This is a genomic window from Streptomyces sp. NBC_00299, assembly GCF_036173045.1.
Lineage (GTDB): Bacteria > Actinomycetota > Actinomycetes > Streptomycetales > Streptomycetaceae > Streptomyces > Streptomyces machairae.
Window position 1 is genome coordinate 6,298,462 of record NZ_CP108039.1, and the last position, 18,304, is coordinate 6,316,765.

General features: G+C 70.0%; 15 protein-coding genes. 12 read left to right on the forward strand and 3 right to left on the reverse strand.

Translation table 11 applies throughout. The features are described from left to right. Positions 1–54 precede the first annotated feature (54 nt). From OHT51_RS28010 to OHT51_RS28025, 4 genes are all read left to right on the forward strand, one after another. Positions 55–1,263, forward strand: coding sequence for a hypothetical protein (locus tag OHT51_RS28010; protein WP_328881681.1), 1,209 nt, complete (start codon positions 55–57; stop codon positions 1,261–1,263). Between the two features lie 181 nt (positions 1,264–1,444). Then, positions 1,445–2,944 (forward strand): bifunctional cytidylyltransferase/SDR family oxidoreductase, encoded by a 1,500-nt coding sequence (locus tag OHT51_RS28015; protein ID WP_328881682.1) that lies wholly within the window; start codon positions 1,445–1,447, stop codon positions 2,942–2,944. A 147-nt stretch (positions 2,945–3,091) separates the two neighbouring features. After that, on the forward strand, positions 3,092–5,191 hold the full coding sequence (locus tag OHT51_RS28020; protein ID WP_328884459.1) for a hypothetical protein: 2,100 nt from the start codon (positions 3,092–3,094) through the stop codon (positions 5,189–5,191). A 225-nt stretch (positions 5,192–5,416) separates the two neighbouring features. Continuing rightward, positions 5,417–6,643: a glycosyltransferase family 2 protein gene (locus tag OHT51_RS28025; RefSeq protein ID WP_328881683.1), complete on the forward strand. Its 1,227-nt coding sequence runs from the start codon at positions 5,417–5,419 to the stop codon at positions 6,641–6,643. Here OHT51_RS28025 and OHT51_RS28030 read toward each other — a convergent pair. Beyond that, the gene (locus OHT51_RS28030; RefSeq protein ID WP_328881684.1) at positions 6,612–8,657 is read right to left on the reverse strand and encodes a hypothetical protein; all 2,046 of its coding nucleotides are present in this window, start codon (positions 8,655–8,657) and stop codon (positions 6,612–6,614) included. The genes OHT51_RS28025 and OHT51_RS28030 overlap by 32 nt on opposite strands. A 172-nt stretch (positions 8,658–8,829) precedes the next feature. Beyond that, positions 8,830–10,239 (reverse strand): polysaccharide pyruvyl transferase family protein, encoded by a 1,410-nt coding sequence (locus OHT51_RS28035; protein ID WP_328881685.1) that lies wholly within the window; start codon positions 10,237–10,239, stop codon positions 8,830–8,832. Positions 10,240–10,430: 191 nt separating this feature from the next. Between OHT51_RS28035 and proB the strand changes: the two genes are divergently transcribed. From proB to OHT51_RS28060, 5 genes are all read left to right on the forward strand, one after another. Then, positions 10,431–11,558, forward strand: coding sequence for a glutamate 5-kinase (gene proB / locus OHT51_RS28040; protein WP_328881686.1), 1,128 nt, complete (start codon positions 10,431–10,433; stop codon positions 11,556–11,558). 299 nt (positions 11,559–11,857) lie between these two features. Beyond that, positions 11,858–12,313, forward strand: coding sequence for a hypothetical protein (locus OHT51_RS28045; RefSeq protein ID WP_328884460.1), 456 nt, complete (start codon positions 11,858–11,860; stop codon positions 12,311–12,313). A 144-nt stretch (positions 12,314–12,457) separates the two neighbouring features. After that, positions 12,458–13,744: a glutamate-5-semialdehyde dehydrogenase gene (locus tag OHT51_RS28050; protein WP_328881687.1), complete on the forward strand. Its 1,287-nt coding sequence runs from the start codon at positions 12,458–12,460 to the stop codon at positions 13,742–13,744. Between the two features lie 147 nt (positions 13,745–13,891). Then, positions 13,892–14,467 carry an SCO2584 family spore wall biosynthesis protein gene (locus tag OHT51_RS28055; RefSeq protein ID WP_443052578.1) on the forward strand — a complete coding sequence of 192 codons (576 nt, stop codon included), beginning with the start codon at positions 13,892–13,894 and terminating at the stop codon, positions 14,465–14,467. A gap of 147 nt (positions 14,468–14,614) precedes the next feature. Beyond that, positions 14,615–15,697, forward strand: coding sequence for an SCO2583 family membrane protein (locus tag OHT51_RS28060; RefSeq protein ID WP_328881689.1), 1,083 nt, complete (start codon positions 14,615–14,617; stop codon positions 15,695–15,697). A 180-nt stretch (positions 15,698–15,877) separates the two neighbouring features. On the opposite strand, the gene OHT51_RS28065 is transcribed toward OHT51_RS28060, so the two are convergent. Beyond that, a complete protein-coding gene (locus OHT51_RS28065) occupies positions 15,878–16,993 on the reverse strand; it encodes a M48 family metallopeptidase (RefSeq protein WP_328881690.1) in 1,116 nt (371 codons plus the stop codon). A 136-nt stretch (positions 16,994–17,129) separates the two neighbouring features. On the opposite strand from OHT51_RS28065, the gene OHT51_RS28070 reads away from it, so the two are divergent. The 3 genes from OHT51_RS28070 (at position 17,130) to nadD (ending at position 18,304) form a co-directional block, all read left to right on the forward strand. Beyond that, the gene (locus OHT51_RS28070; RefSeq protein ID WP_328427687.1) at positions 17,130–17,291 is read left to right on the forward strand and encodes a hypothetical protein; all 162 of its coding nucleotides are present in this window, start codon (positions 17,130–17,132) and stop codon (positions 17,289–17,291) included. Positions 17,292–17,422: 131 nt separating this feature from the next. Further along, positions 17,423–17,587, forward strand: coding sequence for a hypothetical protein (locus OHT51_RS28075; RefSeq protein ID WP_107119861.1), 165 nt, complete (start codon positions 17,423–17,425; stop codon positions 17,585–17,587). Positions 17,588–17,665: 78 nt separating this feature from the next. Further along, positions 17,666–18,304, forward strand: coding sequence for a nicotinate-nucleotide adenylyltransferase (nadD, locus tag OHT51_RS28080; protein WP_328427688.1), 639 nt, complete (start codon positions 17,666–17,668; stop codon positions 18,302–18,304).

The window sequence follows — 18,304 nt, forward strand, 5'->3', positions numbered from 1 at the left end:
GTCCCAGGTCACTCTCAGCGCTCTCTCAGCAAGCTCTCTTACCGTCCTCTGACCATGGAGACGGACTGTACGAGAGCTGAACTTCCGGCCAACGGCGACGTGATCACCCCGCTCGCCACCGGGACCCGCCTGCTGCACATCGGCCCGCACAAGACGGGCACCACGTCGATCCAGGGCGCCCTGTTCGAGGCGCGGGCCGAGATGGCCCGGCACGGCGTCGAGTGGCCCGCCGCCACCCGGCACCCCATGGAGGCGGTCCTGGCCGCCTGCGCCCGCGCCGGCATGATGGGCGACCCCGCGCCCACCGAGCGGCACTGGGAGCGGCTGCTGGAGCAGGTGCGCGGCACGGGACGGCGGACGTCCGTGATCAGCAGCGAGTTCTTCGCCGACGCCCCCGACGACGACACCGTCGAGCGGATCGTCGAGCAGCTCGGCGGCGAGCGCGTGCACGTCCTGGTCACCCTGCGCCCGCTCGCGCGGATCATACCCTCGCAGTGGCAGCAGTACGTGCAGAACGGCCTGCGCATGGGCTACGAGGACTGGCTGGAGCACCTGCTCAGGAAGCCGCCGTACGACAGGCCCACCCCCAGTTTCTGGCGCCGGCACCGGCATGACCGGCTCGTGGAGCGCTGGGCGCGGGTGGTCGGCGCCGAGCGGGTCACCGTCGTCGTGGTCGACGACCGGGACCGGGAGAGCCTGCTGCGCACCTTCGAGGCGCTGCTCGGACTGCCCGCGCAGCTACTGCGGCCGATTCCGGACGCGGCGAATCGCTCCCTCACCCTCGCCGAGACCGAAATGCTGCGGAATCTTAATAAGGAATTCCGCGCCAATGAACTGCCCGAGGAGCTCTATTCACAGCTCGTCCGGAACGGCGCCGTGATGCATATGAAGAACACGTGCGCTCCCGGTCCCGGAGACGTGAAGATCTGCACCCCGCAGTGGGCCGTCGAAGTCGCCGCCGGGATCGGTGCCGAAATGTCGGAGCGGATCGAGTCGACGGGGGTACGGATTGTCGGCGACATGAACCTTTTGTCCGCCGTGCAGCTGTCCGCCGTACAGAAGCCGGGGGCCGGGACAGGTGCCGTGCCGCGCATCGCCCCCGAGGCTGCGGCGCATGCGCTGTACGGGGCCCTTGCCGCGGCGGCGGGCGCTCCCGTACGGCACGCCGCGCCGGCCAAATCGCGCACCGTTCACCAGACGTCGTCGAAGGAACTGGCGCGGGTACTCGGTCACCGTTGCCTCAAGCGGCTGCGGCTTCGGTGAGCCTGTGTCGTTACTCACGGCAACTGCCGGGAACTTCCGGCGGGCTTCAGCGCAATGACCATGCGTACAAGGTGAATGACAGGTTGCGCGCACATATGCAGCCGGGGACGCTCACCTTGCACTGCGGTAACCCCAAGTGGGACCATTTCCAAGTTCCCAGTCGCCACAAGGTAGGTCACCTGTGTCCCAGCACATAGCCAAGCCCCGTACCACCGCAGTGATCCTTGCGGGTGGTACCGGCCAGCGCGTGGGTCTGTCGATCCCCAAGCAGCTGCTGAAGATCGCCGGCAAGGCAGTCATCGAGCACACGTTGACCACCTTCGAGAAGGCCGACTCGATCGACGACATCATCGTGTTGATGGCGCCCGGTTACGTGCCGGACATCGAGAAGATCGTAGCCAAGGCCGGGTTCAAGAAGGTCAAGAAGATCATCGAGGGCGGCTCGACCCGGAACGAGACGACCGAGCGCGCCATCGACGCCCTCGGCGAGGGCCTGGCCGAGGGCGAGGACCTGAACGTCCTCTTCCACGACGCCGTGCGCCCCCTGCTGTCCCAGCGTGTCATCGACGACTGTGTCGTGGCGCTGGAGCGCTTCCAGGCCGTCGACGTCGCCATCCCGTCCGCGGACACCATCATCGTGACCCGCACCCACGGCGATGACGGCGAGTTCATCACCGAGATCCCGGACCGCTCCCGGCTGCGCCGCGGCCAGACGCCGCAGGCGTTCAAGCTGTCCACGATCAAGCGGGCCTACGAGGTCGCCGCAGGTGACCCCAACTTCCAGGCCACGGACGACTGCTCCGTCGTGCTCAAGTACCTGCCGGACGTGCCGATCCACGTCGTCGCGGGCGACGAGTACAACATGAAGGTCACTCAGCCCGTCGACGTCTTCATCGCCGACAAGCTCTTCCAGCTGGCCTCCACCGCCACGCCCGAGCAGGTCAGCGAGGAGACCTACCGCGAGCTGCTGACCGGCAAGACCGTCGTCGTCTTCGGCGGCAGCTACGGCATCGGCAAGGACATCGCCGAACTCGCCGAGTCCTACGGCGCGAAGGTGTACGCGCTGGGCCGCTCCACCACCGGCACCCACGTGGAGAACCCGGAGGAGGTCGACGACGCGCTGTCCAAGGCGTACGCCGAGACCGGGCGCATCGACTACGTCGTCAACACCGCCGGCGTGCTGCGCATCGGCAAGCTGGCCGAGACCGACAACGCCACCATCGAGGAGGCGCTGAAGGTCAACTACCTCGCCCCGGTGCAGATCGCGCGGTCCTCGTACAAGTACCTGGCCGAGACCAAGGGCCAGCTGCTGCTGTACACCTCCAGCAGCTACACCCGCGGTCGCGCCGAGTACAGCCTGTACTCCTCGACCAAGGCGGCCATGGTGAACCTCACCCAGGCCCTGTCCGACGAGTGGGCCGGCGACGGCGTCCGCGTCAACTGCATCAACCCGGAGCGCACCGCCACCCCGATGCGCACCAAGGCCTTCGGTCAGGAGCCCTCGGGCAGCCTGCTCTCCTCCGAGGCCGTCGCCCGTACGTCCCTCGACGTGCTGCTCTCCGAGCTGACCGGCCATGTGATCGACGTCCGCCAGCAGGACCCGACAGCGGCCGCCGGCAAGGCGTCCGGGTTCGAGCAGGCGCTGGCCAGTGTTCTGGACCGCCAGGACGGCATGGCATAATCATCAGTTAATAGCCTTATGGAATTCAGGCCTCTGCGATTCTTCGTTCACGAAGAATTCACAGGGGCCTGAGTCCTTCCCCCCTCAGACCGGCCCCTCTCCCTGAGCAGGTTCTCCGTGATATCCACCGCTATTCGCGTCGCCCGGGTGGGCAGCGCGGCCGAGCTGGCCGCGGCGGCCCTCATGATGCTGGGCTTCCCGGCACTCATGCTGGCCGCGCTCGTCCCGAGCGTTCCCGCCTTCGCGGCCGCGGCCGCCGTGACGTACCTGGCGGACCACTATCTGCACCGCAAGGGCAGCTATCTGGTCAACCGCCTGAGCAAGGTGCGGGCAGGTCTGTCGATCCGCTTTCTGATCAGGCAACTGCTGCTGATCCTGCTGCTGGCCCGGCTCGGCCTCGCGGACGACCTGATCTACTACGGCGCGATCGCCTGCTTCATCGCCTTCTACGGCCTCCAGGCCCCGCACGGCGCGCTGGTCACCCTGATCCGCAACCGCCGCCGTATGCCGGTCGCCACCCGCAACGTCGACCTCGCCTCGCGCATCCGCATCCCGGACGCCCCGCCGCGCAGGCTGCTGCACCGCTCCGCCGAGAAGATGCTGCACCTCGACCTCGCGGCCGTCGCCGGCATCCTCGTCTCCGCGTCCCTGGAGTCGGCCGTCGTCGGCTTCATCGGCATCGGCATCACGGTAGGCGTGGGCTGCCTGTACGTGCTGGCGCTCGTGCCGTACGTCCGCGGCGCGAAGGTCCCGCCGAACGCCGAGAAGGTCCTGGCCGCCGTCGATGACTGGCTGGCCGAGTACCGGCCCGAGACGGTGCTGTACTTCTCCGGCTCCAAGGACTCCGCGTACCAGGTCAACATGTGGCTGGAGACCATGGAGCAGCTGGACTCCAAGCCGCTGATCATCCTGCGTGAGCGCGTCATCCTGAACAACCTCGCGCCCACCACGGTCCCCGTCATCTGCGTGCCCGGCGGTGTGCACCTGATGAACCTGGACCTGTCGAACGTGCGCGTCGCGCTGTACGCCGCGAACGTCGGCAAGAACATCCACCTGCTGCGCGTCCCGACCATGAAGCACGTCTTCATCGGCCACGGCGACAGCGACAAGCTGGCCAGCGTCAACCCGTACAGCAAGGTCTACGACGAGGTGTGGACCGCCGGGCGCGCGGGCCGCGACCGCTACGCCATCGCCGACGTCGGTGTCCGCGACGCCGACATCGTCGAGGTCGGCCGCCCGCAGCTGGCGCCGATCCAGGGCTTCAGCGGTGCCCCCGAGGGCCGGATCCCGACGGTTCTCTACGCCCCGACCTGGGAGGGCTGGGACGGCAACCCTGGCAACACCTCGATCGTGCTCGCCGGCGAGTCCATCGTGACGAAGCTGGTCTCGGCCGACCCGCCGGTCCGCGTCCTGTACAAGCCGCACCCCTTCACCGGCACCGTCAGCAAGGAGGCCGGCGCCGCGCACCGGCGGATCATCGCCCTGGTCGAACAGGCCGCCGCCGAGCGGGTCACCGACGCACGCTTCACGGCCGACTCTGCCGCGCTGACCGCCGCCAAGGCCGAACTGGCCCGCATCGAGACCCGCCTCGCCGAGCTGTCCGGCAAGGGCAACGGGAAGGGCAACGGCAAGGGTGACGAGGCCGAGGCCACCCGAGACGGGCTCGTCGACATCGCCAAGCACGAGGAGGTCGCCCGGCTGCGCGCCGAGTGGAACACCGCGTACTGGCGCTCCTTCCCCGGCCACGAGCACCGCGTCATCACGGGCTCCGAGCCACGCCTGTACGACTGCTTCAACGTCTCCGACGCGATGGTCTCCGACATCTCCAGCGTGGTCTCCGACTTCATCGCCAGCGGCAAGCCGTACGCCGTCACGGACTCCGCCGAGCTGGGCGTGGAGGAGTTCAAGCGGGCGAACACCGCGGTGCGCGCCGCGACGATCCTGTCCAACAGCGCGGCCGAACTGGGCGAGCTGCTGGACGCCGTACGGGATCCGGCCGCCGATGCGCTGGCCGAGGACCGTGTGGAGCTCAAGCGGTACCTGCTCGGTCCGGACGAGCCGACGTCCATCGAGCAGTTCAACACCGCGGTGGCGAACCTCGCGATCAAGGCCGAGACGCGCAACGTCGGCCAGGAGTCCCGGGTGTCGGCCGGAGCCGACATGGACCCCGAGCCCGAGCCCGACCCCGTTCCGGCGACCGTGCCCGTGCCGCGGGGGTCGGCGGACGGGGACGACTTGACCGCCTGACCCACGGACGCGACGAAGCGGCCCCCGAGGAGCGATCCTCGGGGGCCGCTTCGTCGTTTCTGACGGGCCCCTTCCACTTCCCGAATCACCTGAGCCCATGTCAGTTCGCGATGTGATCTGGGCCACCAAATCACGGGCCTGAGGCAACCGCTTGCAACACCCAGCCGTCTATCAAGTAGTGAATGAGGCGATACGGGGGAAATATCCCGTTGACAAGGGGGAAACGTGACCGTCACGCAGCCTGATGTGACTGTGATCATCGGGGCGTACGAAGCGATGCCGTACCTGGTCGAGTGCCTGGCTTCGGTCGAGGCGCAGACCATCGGCCCGGGGCGCATCGAGGTCATCGCCGTCGACGACGGTTCGACGGACGGCACGGGGGAGTGCCTGGAGGAGTTCGCCGACCGGGCGGCGATGCCGGTCACGGTGATCCGGCAGGAGAACTCGGGCGGCCCGAGCGGCCCGCGCAACGTCGGTCTGGGGAAGGCCACGGGGCGGTACGTCTTCTTCCTGGACGCCGACGACCGGCTGGGTCCCGAGGCGCTGGAGCGCATGGTCGCGATGGCCGACAGGAACGGCACGGATGTGGTGCTCGGCCGCATCGAGGGGGTCAACCGCACCGCGCCCAAGTCGATGTGGGGCAAGACGCTGGACCGTACCGACGTCTTCTCCTCGAACATCAAGTTCACGCTGAGCGCGCAGAAGCTGTTCCGCCGCGACCTGCTGACCAGGCACAACATGCGTTTCGACGAGTCCCTGTGGACCGGCGAGGACGCGCTGTTCACGATGGAGGCCTATCTGCGGGCGGACGGCGTCTCCGTGGTCGCCGACCACACCTGCTACTACCTGGTGGGCCGCGACGACGGCAAGCACGTGACCAAGAGCGGCGGCTACAAGCTGCGCTTCGACTCCGCGCGGGCTCTGATGAACCTGATCGCCGAGCACGTCCCGGCGGGCCCGCGGCGCGACCAGCTCATGCTCCGCCCCTTCCTCATCACCCTGCTGCCGCAGTTCGGACCCAAGTACGCCAAGGACAGCGAGAAGGTCCGGCAGCACAAGCTCGAACTGGCGAAGCCACTCATGGACGCCCACTGGACCCCCGGCATCGCCGGCCGGCTCAAGGTCCACGAGCGGCTGCGGCTGCACCTGGTCGCCGAGCAGCGCCCCGAACTCCTGCTGCCCGTCGTGGAGTTCGTCAAGGCCAAGAAGCAGGCGGCGGCCCTCCTGGAGAAGAAGGGCCGCCGGGTCTACCTCGCCTACCCGCACTTCCGGGACGCCGCCGCCGGAATCCCCGACTCCGTGTACCTCGCCGAACCGCGCGAGGCCCGTGCCTTCCCCGGCTACCGGGAGGGCGGCTTGGACTCGTTCCTGCGGCGGGCGGTGCGCAAGGCGCGCCGGGTGCTGAGGTCCTCCGGCGGGGCTACGCCGGGTGGGCGGGCCGCTGCGGTGTGAAGGACCGTCGCTGATCGGGGATCTCGGGGGTCTCCGCCGCCAGCCGCTCCGCCATCCGGGCGCGGTGCTCCCCGGCCACCGAACACAGCGACTGCACGGCCTCGTTGAAGCGCACCTGTGACGGCGGCTCGTCCGGCCCCAGCAGGTGACGCTTCAACTCCGCCCGCGCCTCGACCAGTCGGTCCTTCTCGGGGTGCCGCACCGCGTCCAACAACTCCGGCACCCCGGCCGCGTCCGGCGTCAGCACCGTCCCCGCGCGCACGGTCGGGAAGGCCTTGCGGAACACGTCCTCCGCGAGGCCGCTGGTGTTCGCCACGGCGTACGGCTTCCCGCTCGCCAGGAAGTCGCTGATCACGCTGGACACATCGCTGATGAGCAGGTCCGCCTCGTTGAAGCAGGCGTACAGCGTCGGCCGGGTGGCCGTGACCACCTGGTGCTCCCACTCCGGCAGCGAGGCCCAGTACGCCTCCTCCCAGGCCGTCGTCGCCCGCGCCACCGCCTCCGCCCGCCCCGGCTCCGGCGCCGACTGCAGCAGCATCCGCTCGACCTGGTCGGCGGACGCCCGCACGGCGGTCGTGGTGAGGCGGTCCAACTCCTCGGTGCGAAGAGCGAGTTCATCGGTGTCCCGCGGGCGCTCGCCGGTCCGCTCCCGGTTGGCCGCCGTGATCAGCTCACGGATGCGCAGATCGGCGGCTCCCGCGCGCGGATCCACCGACCCCGTCAGCGGATGCGGCTTGTACAGCAGCCGTACGCCCGCGTCCGCGAGCAGCGCGCGTACGAGGTTCTCGCCGGCCTCGATCACCGAGGTGTTGCCGGGGTTGCCGTCCCAGCCCTCCCAGGTCGGCGCGTACAGGACCGTCGCGCACGCCCCGCTCGGCGGGCCCGCGTACGGCCGTACGTCGTCCAGCTGCGGGCGGCCGATCTCCACGACGTCCTTGTCCTCGACGCCGACCTCGGCGTACGCGTACCTTTCGCGCGCCGCCGGTCCGGCCACCCACACCTCGTCGTAGGCCTTCGCGTACGGGTTGCAGGACGACAGCTTGTCGCTCTCCCCGTGGTTGACGAAGGTGTGCTTGAGCGTGGGGATGCGCAGGACCTGGGAGGTCTTGCCGGAGTTCGAGGGGTGGATGAGGACCTGGAGCGAGGACTCCTCCAGGCGCATCAGCGTGGAGACCTTCGGCAGACACAGGACCGGCACGTCGGTCGGCGCGATCTTCGGCACCATGAACCGCTCGCGCAGCACGATCAGCGGCCTGCCGTCCAGCTTCGCGAGCGGCTCCAGCCACATGTTCGCCTGGTACGCCGAGGCCGCGCCGCCGGAGAAGTAGAGCCCGACGGTCGGCCGGTACTCCGCCAGCCAGGCGTCGAGCCACTCCAGGGTCTCCCGCTCACCCGCCGGGCGACGGCTCGGCAGCAGCCGTACGAGAAGGTCGTACAGGCCCAGCAGGGCGAGGCCCAGGGAGAGTGCGATGCCCAGGGCCGCGCAGCGAGGGTCGTCGGCGGCCGCCGTGGCCAGCAGGCCGGCCGTGGCAGGGAGGCCGAAGATCAGCAGGCGGGGCCCCGGGCGGCGCAGCAGGATGGGCGGGGCGGGGGACAGGCGCAGGGCGGCGGCGTCGATGTTGCGGGTGACCACCGGCAGCGTGCGGGTGCGGCGGACCAGCACCGACACCGCCTGGATCGCGCAGTGCAGGACGTAGAAGGCGAGCAGACCCGCGATCAGCGGGGTGTACACCGGCTCCCGGTGCTGCTCGCCCAGCCGCAGCAGGCACACGACCAGCAGCAGGTCCCGCAGTACGTGCCGCACGGTGATGTCCGCGTGCGACTTGGCGAACGCCGACAGGATGCCGCGCTGCCAGCGCAGCAGCACGCCCTCGACGGCCAGGGACAGGGCCGTCGCGCCGAGCAGCAGCGGGACGTGCGGGCGCAGCGCCGCCACGGCCTGGGCGCAGAAGGCGGCGGCCAGGAGAGCCGTGACGAGCGCTCTCGCCGGGATGCGGGACAGGGGTGCGGGCAACTGCGGTCACTCCAAGATCGGCGCGGGACGCGGGCGTCGGGTTAACTGACGTTGTGCGCCCGGGTTAACGCGCGGCGGCCTGCGGACGACACGCATGTGTCCTGGGGGCCTTGAGTGACCGGGGCCGGCGGGTACCCCGGCCCTCGACGTGGCGGCCGGAGACCTCGGCCTTCTACCGTCCCGACTGCAGCGCCCTGCGGATCGGGCCGCCCACCACGCGGCGGGCCCGGCGGTAGACGGACGCCGTCGGCACCGCGGCGCCGCCCTTGGCGGTACGGGCCAGGTCGCGCCGCAACCGGTCGTTGTCCGTGGCGAGTTCGGCGATACGGCTCTGCAGCCAGCCGAACCGGGTGGTGAGCGAGGTCAGGTCGGCGTCGTTCCAGGGGCGGATGCCCGCCGGGAAGGACAGCGACTTCATGCGTTCGTCGAAGGCGGCGCCGCCGTCGCCGTGCGTGAAGGTGTTCTCCAGGCCGTTCCTGTCCAGGAACGCCGTGAACCGCTCGAACCGCTCCTGGTGGCCGCTCATCAGGGCGCCGAAGTCGGCCTCCTCGTACAGCGCCGCGGGGTCCAGGCCCTCGGTCAGCTTGTCGATCCGGCGGTGCGGGATGTCGAAGTAGCGGCACAGTTCGAGCGTGCGCGAGTCACCGCACAGCACGGTCGCCGGCGTGCCCGCCAGCAGCGCGGCGATGTTGCCGTGGATGCGGGAGCCGAACGAGAAGTCGAACGTGCGCAGGTCGTCGATCCAGGTGACCGGGTCGACGTACACGCGGACCTTGTCCTCCCGGTACATCGGGTGCTCGGGATGCGTCGGCATCGCGGTCACCATGCCGTTCGGGTCGGACAGGTCCCGCCAGTGCAACTGCCGTGCGTCGCTGAGGTTCTGGCCGATGAAGCGCAGGTAGGGGTAGCGGGCGTGGGCGCGGGCGATGACCCGGTCCAGGCCCTGCGACTTCACCGCGCTGTGCGAGCCGTTGACCGCGATCCGGGAGCCGGCGCCGAGAACCGGCTCCCGCTTGGTGACGGTGAGCTCCTTGCCGTACAGGAACAGCGACGGGCAGCCGATGACCTCGACGTCCCGGAACCCCAGGTCCTTGAGGTACTTCTCGGTGAACTCGCCGCGCACCCCGATCGAGGCACTGCGGTCGAGCACGGCGGAGACGAACTCGCGCACCGCGGGCTCGATGCCCTTCAGCCGTGCCGCGTTGTAGCCGAGCCCGGCCTGCGCACCGACCCCCACCACGACCACGGGAATCCGGAGCTTGGTGATCAGCCGCGTCAGCCGCTTCAGTTGCCCCTCGAACGAAGGACGGAACGCGTTCGCGAGCGGGACGACGAAGGCGTCGTACTCCTCGTTGATCCGGCCCGCCGCCGAGGCATCGGTGCGGATGCCGTTCGAGACGACCTCGGTGCGCGGAGTCTCAAGGATCTTGTGGGTGGCGTCGCTGAAGATCAGGTTGCCGGAGTTGGTGGCGATGACGTCCCGATGGAGGGCCTCCTCGATGGGGACGACGTCGTAGGGGCTCTTGCCCGAGCGGAGAAGAAGCCGCTTCGCGCGGTGAACGTGATGAGCATCGTGTGGCACAGCGTTCAACTTAAGTTTGCGCTGTCTTTGACTTCTACAGGCAACCAACGCAACCTTTTCGCCGTACGCGAGGCGTGAGCAGGCAGTTACCCCGAGGTTGTCCGGGGGCTGGAATCGCCGCGCGCCGCACGATCCTCTTCGCGTAGATTGCCGGGCAGGGAACCGGACGTACGCGAGGGGAAAGAACACAGGTGGCAGGGGCAAGGCAGGGTGTGCGCGAGGCCCGCAGGATCGTCGTCAAGGTGGGGTCGTCGTCGCTGACCACCGCGTCCGGCGGTCTGGACGCCGACCGCGTCGACGCGCTCGTCGACGTCCTCGCGAAGAGCCGTAGCGGCGGGGAGAGGGAGGTCGTCCTCGTCTCCTCCGGCGCCATCGCCGCCGGTCTCGCCCCGCTGGGCCTGCGTCGCCGCCCCAAGGACCTGGCCCGCCAGCAGGCCGCCGCCAGCGTCGGCCAGGGCCTTCTCGTCGCCCGCTACACCGCCTCCTTCGCCCGCCACGGCGTCCGCGTCGGCCAGGTCCTGCTGACCAGCGACGACATGAGCCGCCGCGCGCACCACCGCAACGCCTCCCGCACCCTCGACAAGCTCCTGGCGATGGGCGCGTTCCCGATCGTCAACGAGAACGACACCGTTGCCACGGACGAGATCCGCTTCGGTGACAACGACCGGCTCGCGGCGCTCGTGGCCCATCTGGTGCGGGCCGACCTGCTGGTGCTGCTGTCCGACGTGGACGGCGTGTACGACGGCGACCCCAGCAAGCCCGGGACCTCGCGGATAGCTCAGGTGCACGGTCCGGAGGACCTGGCGCAGGTGGAGATCGGCAGCGCGGGCCGGGCCGGGGTCGGCACCGGCGGCATGGTCACCAAGGTCGAGGCCGCCCGGATCGCGGCCGCCGCGGGCATCCCCGTCGTCCTCACCAGCGCGATCCACGCCGCCGAGGCGCTGCACGGCGGCGACACCGGCACCTACTTCCACGCCACCGGCAAGCGCTCCGCCGACCGGCTGCTGTGGCTCCAGCACGCCTCCACCCCGCAGGGTTCGCTGACCCTGGACGACGGCGCGGTACGGGCGGTCGTCGAACGCCGGATGTCCCTGCTGCCGGCCGGGATCGCCGCCGTCGAGGGCGAGTTCAGCGCGGGCGACCCGGTCGAGCTGCGCAACAGCGCGGGGCGCGCGGTGGCACGCGGGCTCGTCAACTTCGACGCCAAGGAGATGCCGCAACTGCTCGGGCGGTCGACGCGGGAGCTGGCGCGGGAGCTGGGGGCGGAGTACGAGCGGGAGGTCGTGCACCGGGACGATCTGGTGATCCTGGAGCCGTAGGGGCGGGTGATCCCGGAGTTCTGAACGCCTGCCGGTGCTCAGGGGTGCCGAAAACAGGGGGAACGCCCCGTTGCGTAAGTCGCCCTGAGGTGGACGTTCCGCGCTGCATTGCCCCGGGGGCCAACCCCCGGACCCCCGGCCGAAAACAGGGGGAACGCCCCGTTGCGTAAGTCGCCCTGAGGTGGACGTTCCGCAAAATCGCCCCGCGAGCCCTTGCGGCCTGCTCAACTTTGTCTACGGGACACATTCCGCACGACCACCGAGTCGGTCACTGCGTAAAGGAGGCCGTCGTGAGACGAGTGCGCCCTGGGACGGCGTCCCGCAGTGCCGACGGGGCCTCGTCCCGTGCGGCCGGTGAGGAGCGCGCCTTGACGAGCGTCGCGGCCGGCGACCGCTACGAGGAGCCCAAGGACCTGCCCCGCCTGTGGCACGTCACCCTCAGCGTCTCCGGTCAGGAGGCCCCGGTGAAGGAAGTGCGGCGCGCCCTCGAACAGCTCGCCCACGACCACCCGTTTCTGCTGACCAGCCGGTACGCGGGCGACCACGCCGAGATCCGGTACTGGGAAGAGGCCCGCGACCTGCACGACGCCGCCGCGGTCGCCCTGCGCCTGTGGGGCGAGCACCGGCAGAGCGCGGGGCTGCCGCCGTGGGAGATCGTCGGGCTCGAGGTCATCGACCGCGAGACCTACCACCTGCGGCTCTCGGAAGGCTTCGGACCACCGCCGGCGACTCCGGTGGGTGTCCACCCGTTCTAGCGCTCAGGAGCGGGGGCGGGGCCGGGCCGGGCGGTGCAGGGCGGCGGTGCGGTGCGCAAAAGAGGGCGAGGGCCGCGTTTCGGTTCCGTCTCGCGGTTCGGAACATACGATGGACCGCCCTCGCGGGCGCACTACCCTTCTTTCATGACCACGCTTTCGCCGTACGACTCCATGTCCCCGGTCAACAGGGCCGCCTACCGCGCCAAGGCCGCCGCCGCCGACCTCGCCCCGCTGCCGCGGGCCGAGAAGGACGACGCGCTGCTCGCCATCGCGGACGCCCTGGAGGTCCGGACGAGCGAAATCGTCGAGGCCAACGCCAAGGACATCGCCAAGGCCCGCGAGGCCGGCACCAGCGAGGCGATCATCGACCGGCTGACGCTGACGCCGGAGCGCGTGCGGGCCATCGCCTCCGACGTGCGGGACGTCGTCGCGCTGCCCGACCCGGTCGGTGAGGTCGTCCGCGGCTCGACCCTCCCCAACGGCATCGACCTGCGTCAGGTCCGCGTCCCGCTGGGCGTCGTCGGGATCATCTACGAGGCCCGCCCGAACGTCACCGTCGACGCCGCCGCCCTCTGCCTGAAGTCCGGCAACGCCGTACTGCTGCGCGGCTCGGCCTCGGCGTACGAGTCGAACAGCGCACTCGTGCGGGTGATCCGCGACGCCGTGGGCGGGGCCGGGCTGCCCGCCGACGCCGTGCAGCTGGTGCCCGGCGAGAGCCGCGAGAGCGTACGGGAGCTGATGCGGGCCCGCGGGCTCGTCGACGTGCTGATCCCGCGCGGCGGCGCCTCGCTGATCCAGACGGTGGTCACCGAGTCCATCGTCCCGGTGATCGAGACCGGCACGGGCAACTGCCACGTCTACGTCGACGCCCACGCCGACCTCGACATGGCGGTCGAGATCCTGATCAACTCCAAGGCCCAGCGCGTCAGCGTCTGCAACTCCGCCGAGACCCTCCTCGTCCACCAGGACATCGCCCCCGAATTCCTGCCGCGTGCCCTGGACGCCCTCGCGGAGGCCGGGGTGACCGTGCACGCCGACGAGAGGGTGATGGCGTACGGCAAGGACTCCAAGGCGACCCTCGTCGAGGCGACCGCGGAGGACTGGGAGACCGAGTACCTGTCGTACGACATCGCCGCCGCCGTCGTGGACTCGCTGGACAAGGCCGTCGAGCACATCCGCCTGTGGACCTCCGGCCACACCGAGGCCATCGTCACCACCTCGCAGCAGGCCGCCCGCCGCTTCACCCAGCTGGTCGATTCCACGACGGTCGCGGTGAACGCGTCCACCCGCTTCACGGACGGCGGCCAGTTCGGCTTCGGCGCGGAGATCGGCATCTCCACGCAGAAACTGCACGCCCGCGGGCCGATGGGGCTGCCCGAGCTGACCAGCACGAAGTACATCGTCACCGGCGACGGGCACGTACGGCGCTGACCCGTACGGCGTAGGGGCGCGCGGCCAGGGCATATGCGTCGGACACGCGCCCCGGGCCGCCTCCGTGCCGCACGACAGGTGTCTCACCAGGCAGATGAATTTCCATACCGTCTGCCCAAATTGACCCCCCAGGTCTACTCTGGAGCCGTGCCGGAGGACGTGGGGGGCACGCCGTTCCCTGACGGCTGGGAGCCCGACGACGACCACGACCGCGGGGTGTCGGACGAAGAGTTCGCCTCCGTGGTCTTCGACGAGGCCTTCGTACGGGCGGCCGTGGTGCACGAGCCGACCGCCGTCGAGCGCCTTCTGGCCGCCGCCCAGGCGAGAGCGGAGGCCTCCGAGGCGGAGGCCCGCCGGGCACACGGCCGGGGCGAGCGGTACGACGACGGGTACGGCACCGACGGCCGCGCTTCTTTCGGCCATGATCCTGAGCTGGACGATCTGGATGACACGGACATCCTGGAAGGCCGCTACGGCGCCCCCGGGACGTACGGCAAGCGGGTCCGTTGGCACCGCCCCGTGGCCTGGATGCTCGCCCTCGTGATGGGCATCGGCATGGTCGCGCTGGCCTTCACGGCGGTCTACCGCGGAGCCTCGTCCAACGACCGGGAGCAGGTCCCGGCGCCCGCGTCGACCGGGCTGGACCAGGGCAGCGCAGCGGCTCCCTCCGCCTCCGCCGACCATTCCCAACCGGCCATCTCGGCGACCCCGCGCACGCCCTGACCGGGCCCGGTCGAATGACTCGGTCGAATGACCCGATCGATGGCCTGAACACCGCGGAGAGCTGTCTGACGATCCTGGTGAGAACCTGTCAGAACTTGTCGTGCGGCAGGGCGTTTACCTGAGCTCCTGGCGACCTACCCTGAAGATATGGGAGGGCCAGGAGACCCACCTGAGGGGACACCCGAGGGCGGCCCCGGAGGTGGCGAGGACGAGTACCGATCCGTCGTCTTCGACGAGTCGTTCGTCCGTGCTGCCCGCCTCCAGGAGTTCTCCGCACAGGAGCGGATCGCCGACCACGCCCCCGCCGTGCGCCGCCGTGCACCAATGCGGCGCGGCCTGTCCCGGCAGGCACTGGTCCTGGTCCTGTTGATCGCCGTGGCCTTCGGGACCGCGATCTACATGGGTGTACGGCACCCCTACCAGACCCCGGCGAACTCCGGGCCGCCCGCCGAGCCGCTGCGCATGACCGTCATCCCGCTCGCCCCGGAGGGCAAGGTGCCCGGGGGGAGCGACGCGGAGAACCTGTACGCGCACAGCCCCGCCGCTCAGTTCCGGCTCGGTGCGGAGGGCATACCGCTGCCGGCCGCCCGCCGTACCGCGCACTTCTCGGACAGCCAGGTGACGAATGCGCTGAGCATCGCCAAGGACTACATCGTGCGGTCCTCGCTGTATCCCGAGGTGCTCACCGGTGAGCAGATCCGTCCGGTCCGGGTGCTGCTCGATCCCGATCAGCTGGACCAGTTCGACCAGAGCTTCAGGCAGCCTGCCGCGGACGGGCGGCATGCGCCGACCGGGTGGCTGGTGCGCTTCGACCCCTCCCAGGCCGAGCTGGCGGACCGCAAGATCCGGGTGCAGGGGACGCTGCAGGCGGCGGAGACGGACTCGTCCACGCTTGAGGTCACGGCCGATCACACGTTCGTGTACGCGCTGCGGGCGGTGCAGGCGGGGGCCGGGGAGAAGGCGGCCGAGGCCTCGCTGTTCACCGTGCGGCGGGAGCTGCACTTCCGGTTCGACCGGGAGGACCTGCGGCTGCATCAGGCCCAGCTGGTCGTGTCCTACGTGCAGGCGGGGCCGCTGTCGTGCGCCGAGGACTCCACGAACCGGCTGCATCCGCTGCTGGCCGGGCAGACGGCGAAGGAGGGCGGCCCTGCGGGGACCGACCCCTATGCCACGGGTGGGGCGACGGCGCTGTGTGGGTCGCTGGCTACGGGGTCCCAGCCGAAGGTCTGAGCGCCGGGGATTTTCTCGCCCCCGCCGCCCCTACCCGTCCCGTCCTTGAAGGGGCCCCGCCCCTTCGACCCCGGACCTGGGGGCTGCCGCCCCCAGACCCCCGCTTCGGCCCTGAACGGGCCTCGTCCCCAAACGCCGCACGGGCCGAATTGCCTGGACCGACGCCGAGAGGCGAAGCCGTCAGCTGTTGGCTGTGCCGTTCTCGCCCGTGCCGCCCTCGCCCGTGTCGTCGCGCCCCGGCTCGTCCTTCGGGGGCGCGCTGGTGAAGCCGCCGAAGCCTCGGCGTACGCGGCCGCCCAGGTCGCCGGCGCCGCCCGCTATGTCCGTGACCAGCTTCATCAGGGGGTCCTTGGAGGACTTCACGTGGGTGGCGTAGTGGGAGGCGGACTCGCGGAAGGAGTCGGTGACCGAGGCATCCTTGTCCTCGTCGCGGCGCGGGTAGTGGCCGTCCATGATCCGCTGGTAGTCGCGGGACTCGGCCCACTTCTTCAGCTCGGCCGCGCGGACCGTGGTGAAGGGGTGGGAGCGGGGCAGGACGTTCAGGATCTTCAGGACCGAGTCGCGCAGGTCGCCGCCCGCCTCGTACTCCTCGGCCTGCTTCAGGAACGCGTCCACGTTCATCTCGTGCAGATGGTGGCCGCCCGCGAGCTTCATCAGGCCGCGCATCGAGGACTGGAGGTCCTGGCCGACGAGCAGGCCGGCACGGTCGGCGGAGAGCTCCGACTTGCGGAACCACTCGCGCAGGGCCGTCACGATCGCCATGATCGCGATGTTGCCCAGCGGGATCCAGGCGACTCGGACGGCCAGGGTGGTGAGGAAGAGGAGGATCGTGCGGTAGACCGAGTGGCCGGAGAGGGCATGGCCCACCTCGTGGCCGACGACCGCCCGCATCTCCTCCTCGTCGAGCAGCTCGACGAGGCCCGTCGTGACCACGATGATCGGCTCGTCCAGGCCGATGCACATCGCGTTCGGCACCGGGTCCTGGTTGACGTACATCGGCGGGACCTTCTCCAGGTCCAGGATGTAACAGGCGTCCCGCAGCATGTCGTTGAGGTGTGCGAACTGCTGGTCCGAGACCCGCACCGAGTCGGACAGGAAGAGCAGCCGCAGACTGCGCTCGGGGAGCAGGCCGCTCAGCGCCTTGAAGACCGTGTCGAAGCCGCTGAGCTTGCGCAGGGCCACCAGGGCCGAACGGTCCGCCGGGTGTTCGTACGCACGCGAGGAGATCCCCGGGAAACGCCTGCGCTGCCTGCTCGGTACGTTCTCGTGCCCGGTGTGCTCGTGGCCTTCGGACATGTCTTCCCCCATGTGCGTCTGGATGGCTCTCTGCGGCCCTTTGCAGAGCCTTGTTCCGCCCTTTGCGCCCCCGAAGCAGAGCCCAGCCTAGGCGGAGTTACCGTGGACGGGCACTACAGCGAAGGAGTTCCGCGTCATGGAGCACAATCCCCCGGCCACCTGGCTCACCGAGGCCGCGAGCGCGGCCGAGCAGCAGGGGGCGGGAAATCTGCTCCGGGTCGTACTGATCGTGATGGTCGTGGGCTGTGTGCTGACCGCGTGGTTCCTGTTGCGGGGCTACAGGCGGAATGACGACTGAGCCGCCGGGAAGGTTCCCCGCGGACCGTCGAAGGCGCCCCAACGGTGGAGTCGGCGTGATCGCCGTCATGGCGCCCGCTTACGATGGGCCGACATCTTTATCCCGCCCACACCGGATAGGTCACGCCGAAGATGAGCTTCCACAGCGCCGCTGCCCAATTGGTCACCCTCGCCGCCGAGGGCGAGGAGCACGGTGGCAACCACAACAGCATCAGCCCGTGGCTCACCGGGGGTGGCGCCTTCGTCATCCTGCTGCTCCTGCTGTGGATCACCACCCGCTTCAACCGCGACCGCTGAGTCCCGGCCAGGCCCCTCCGGTCCGGCCGGCAGCTGCCCGGCCGGAGCCCTCAGGCGGGGCCGGTAGGGTCTGCACGCATGGGAGAGCAGGACATGCCTACCGGCCCCGGAAACGGCCCGTCGAATCGCGCCAAGCGCCGGCTCGGCGTCATGGGTGGAACGTTTGACCCGATCCACCACGGCCACCTCGTCGCGGCCAGTGAGGTCGCAGCGCAGTTCCACCTCGACGAGGTCGTGTTCGTGCCCACCGGCCAGCCGTGGCAGAAGAGCGACCGGCACGTCTCCCCGGCCGAGGACCGCTATCTGATGACGGTCATCGCCACGGCCGAGAACCCGCAGTTCTCGGTCAGCCGCATCGACATCGACCGCGGCGGCCCGACGTACACCGTGGACACCCTGCGGGACCTGCGCGCGCTCAACCCCGACACGGACCTTTTCTTCATCACCGGCGCCGACGCCCTCGACCGGATCCTGACGTGGCGGGACTCGGAGGAGCTGTTCTCCCTCTCGCACTTCATCGGGGTCACCCGGCCCGGTCATCACCTCAACGATCCGGGGCTCCCGGAAGGCGGTGTCTCGTTGGTCGAGGTTCCCGCGCTGGCCATCTCGTCCACCGATTGCCGCGCGAGAGTCGCAAAGGGAGACCCCATCTGGTATCTGGTGCCGGACGGAGTCGTGCGCTACATCGACAAGCGCGAGCTGTACCGCGGCGAGTGA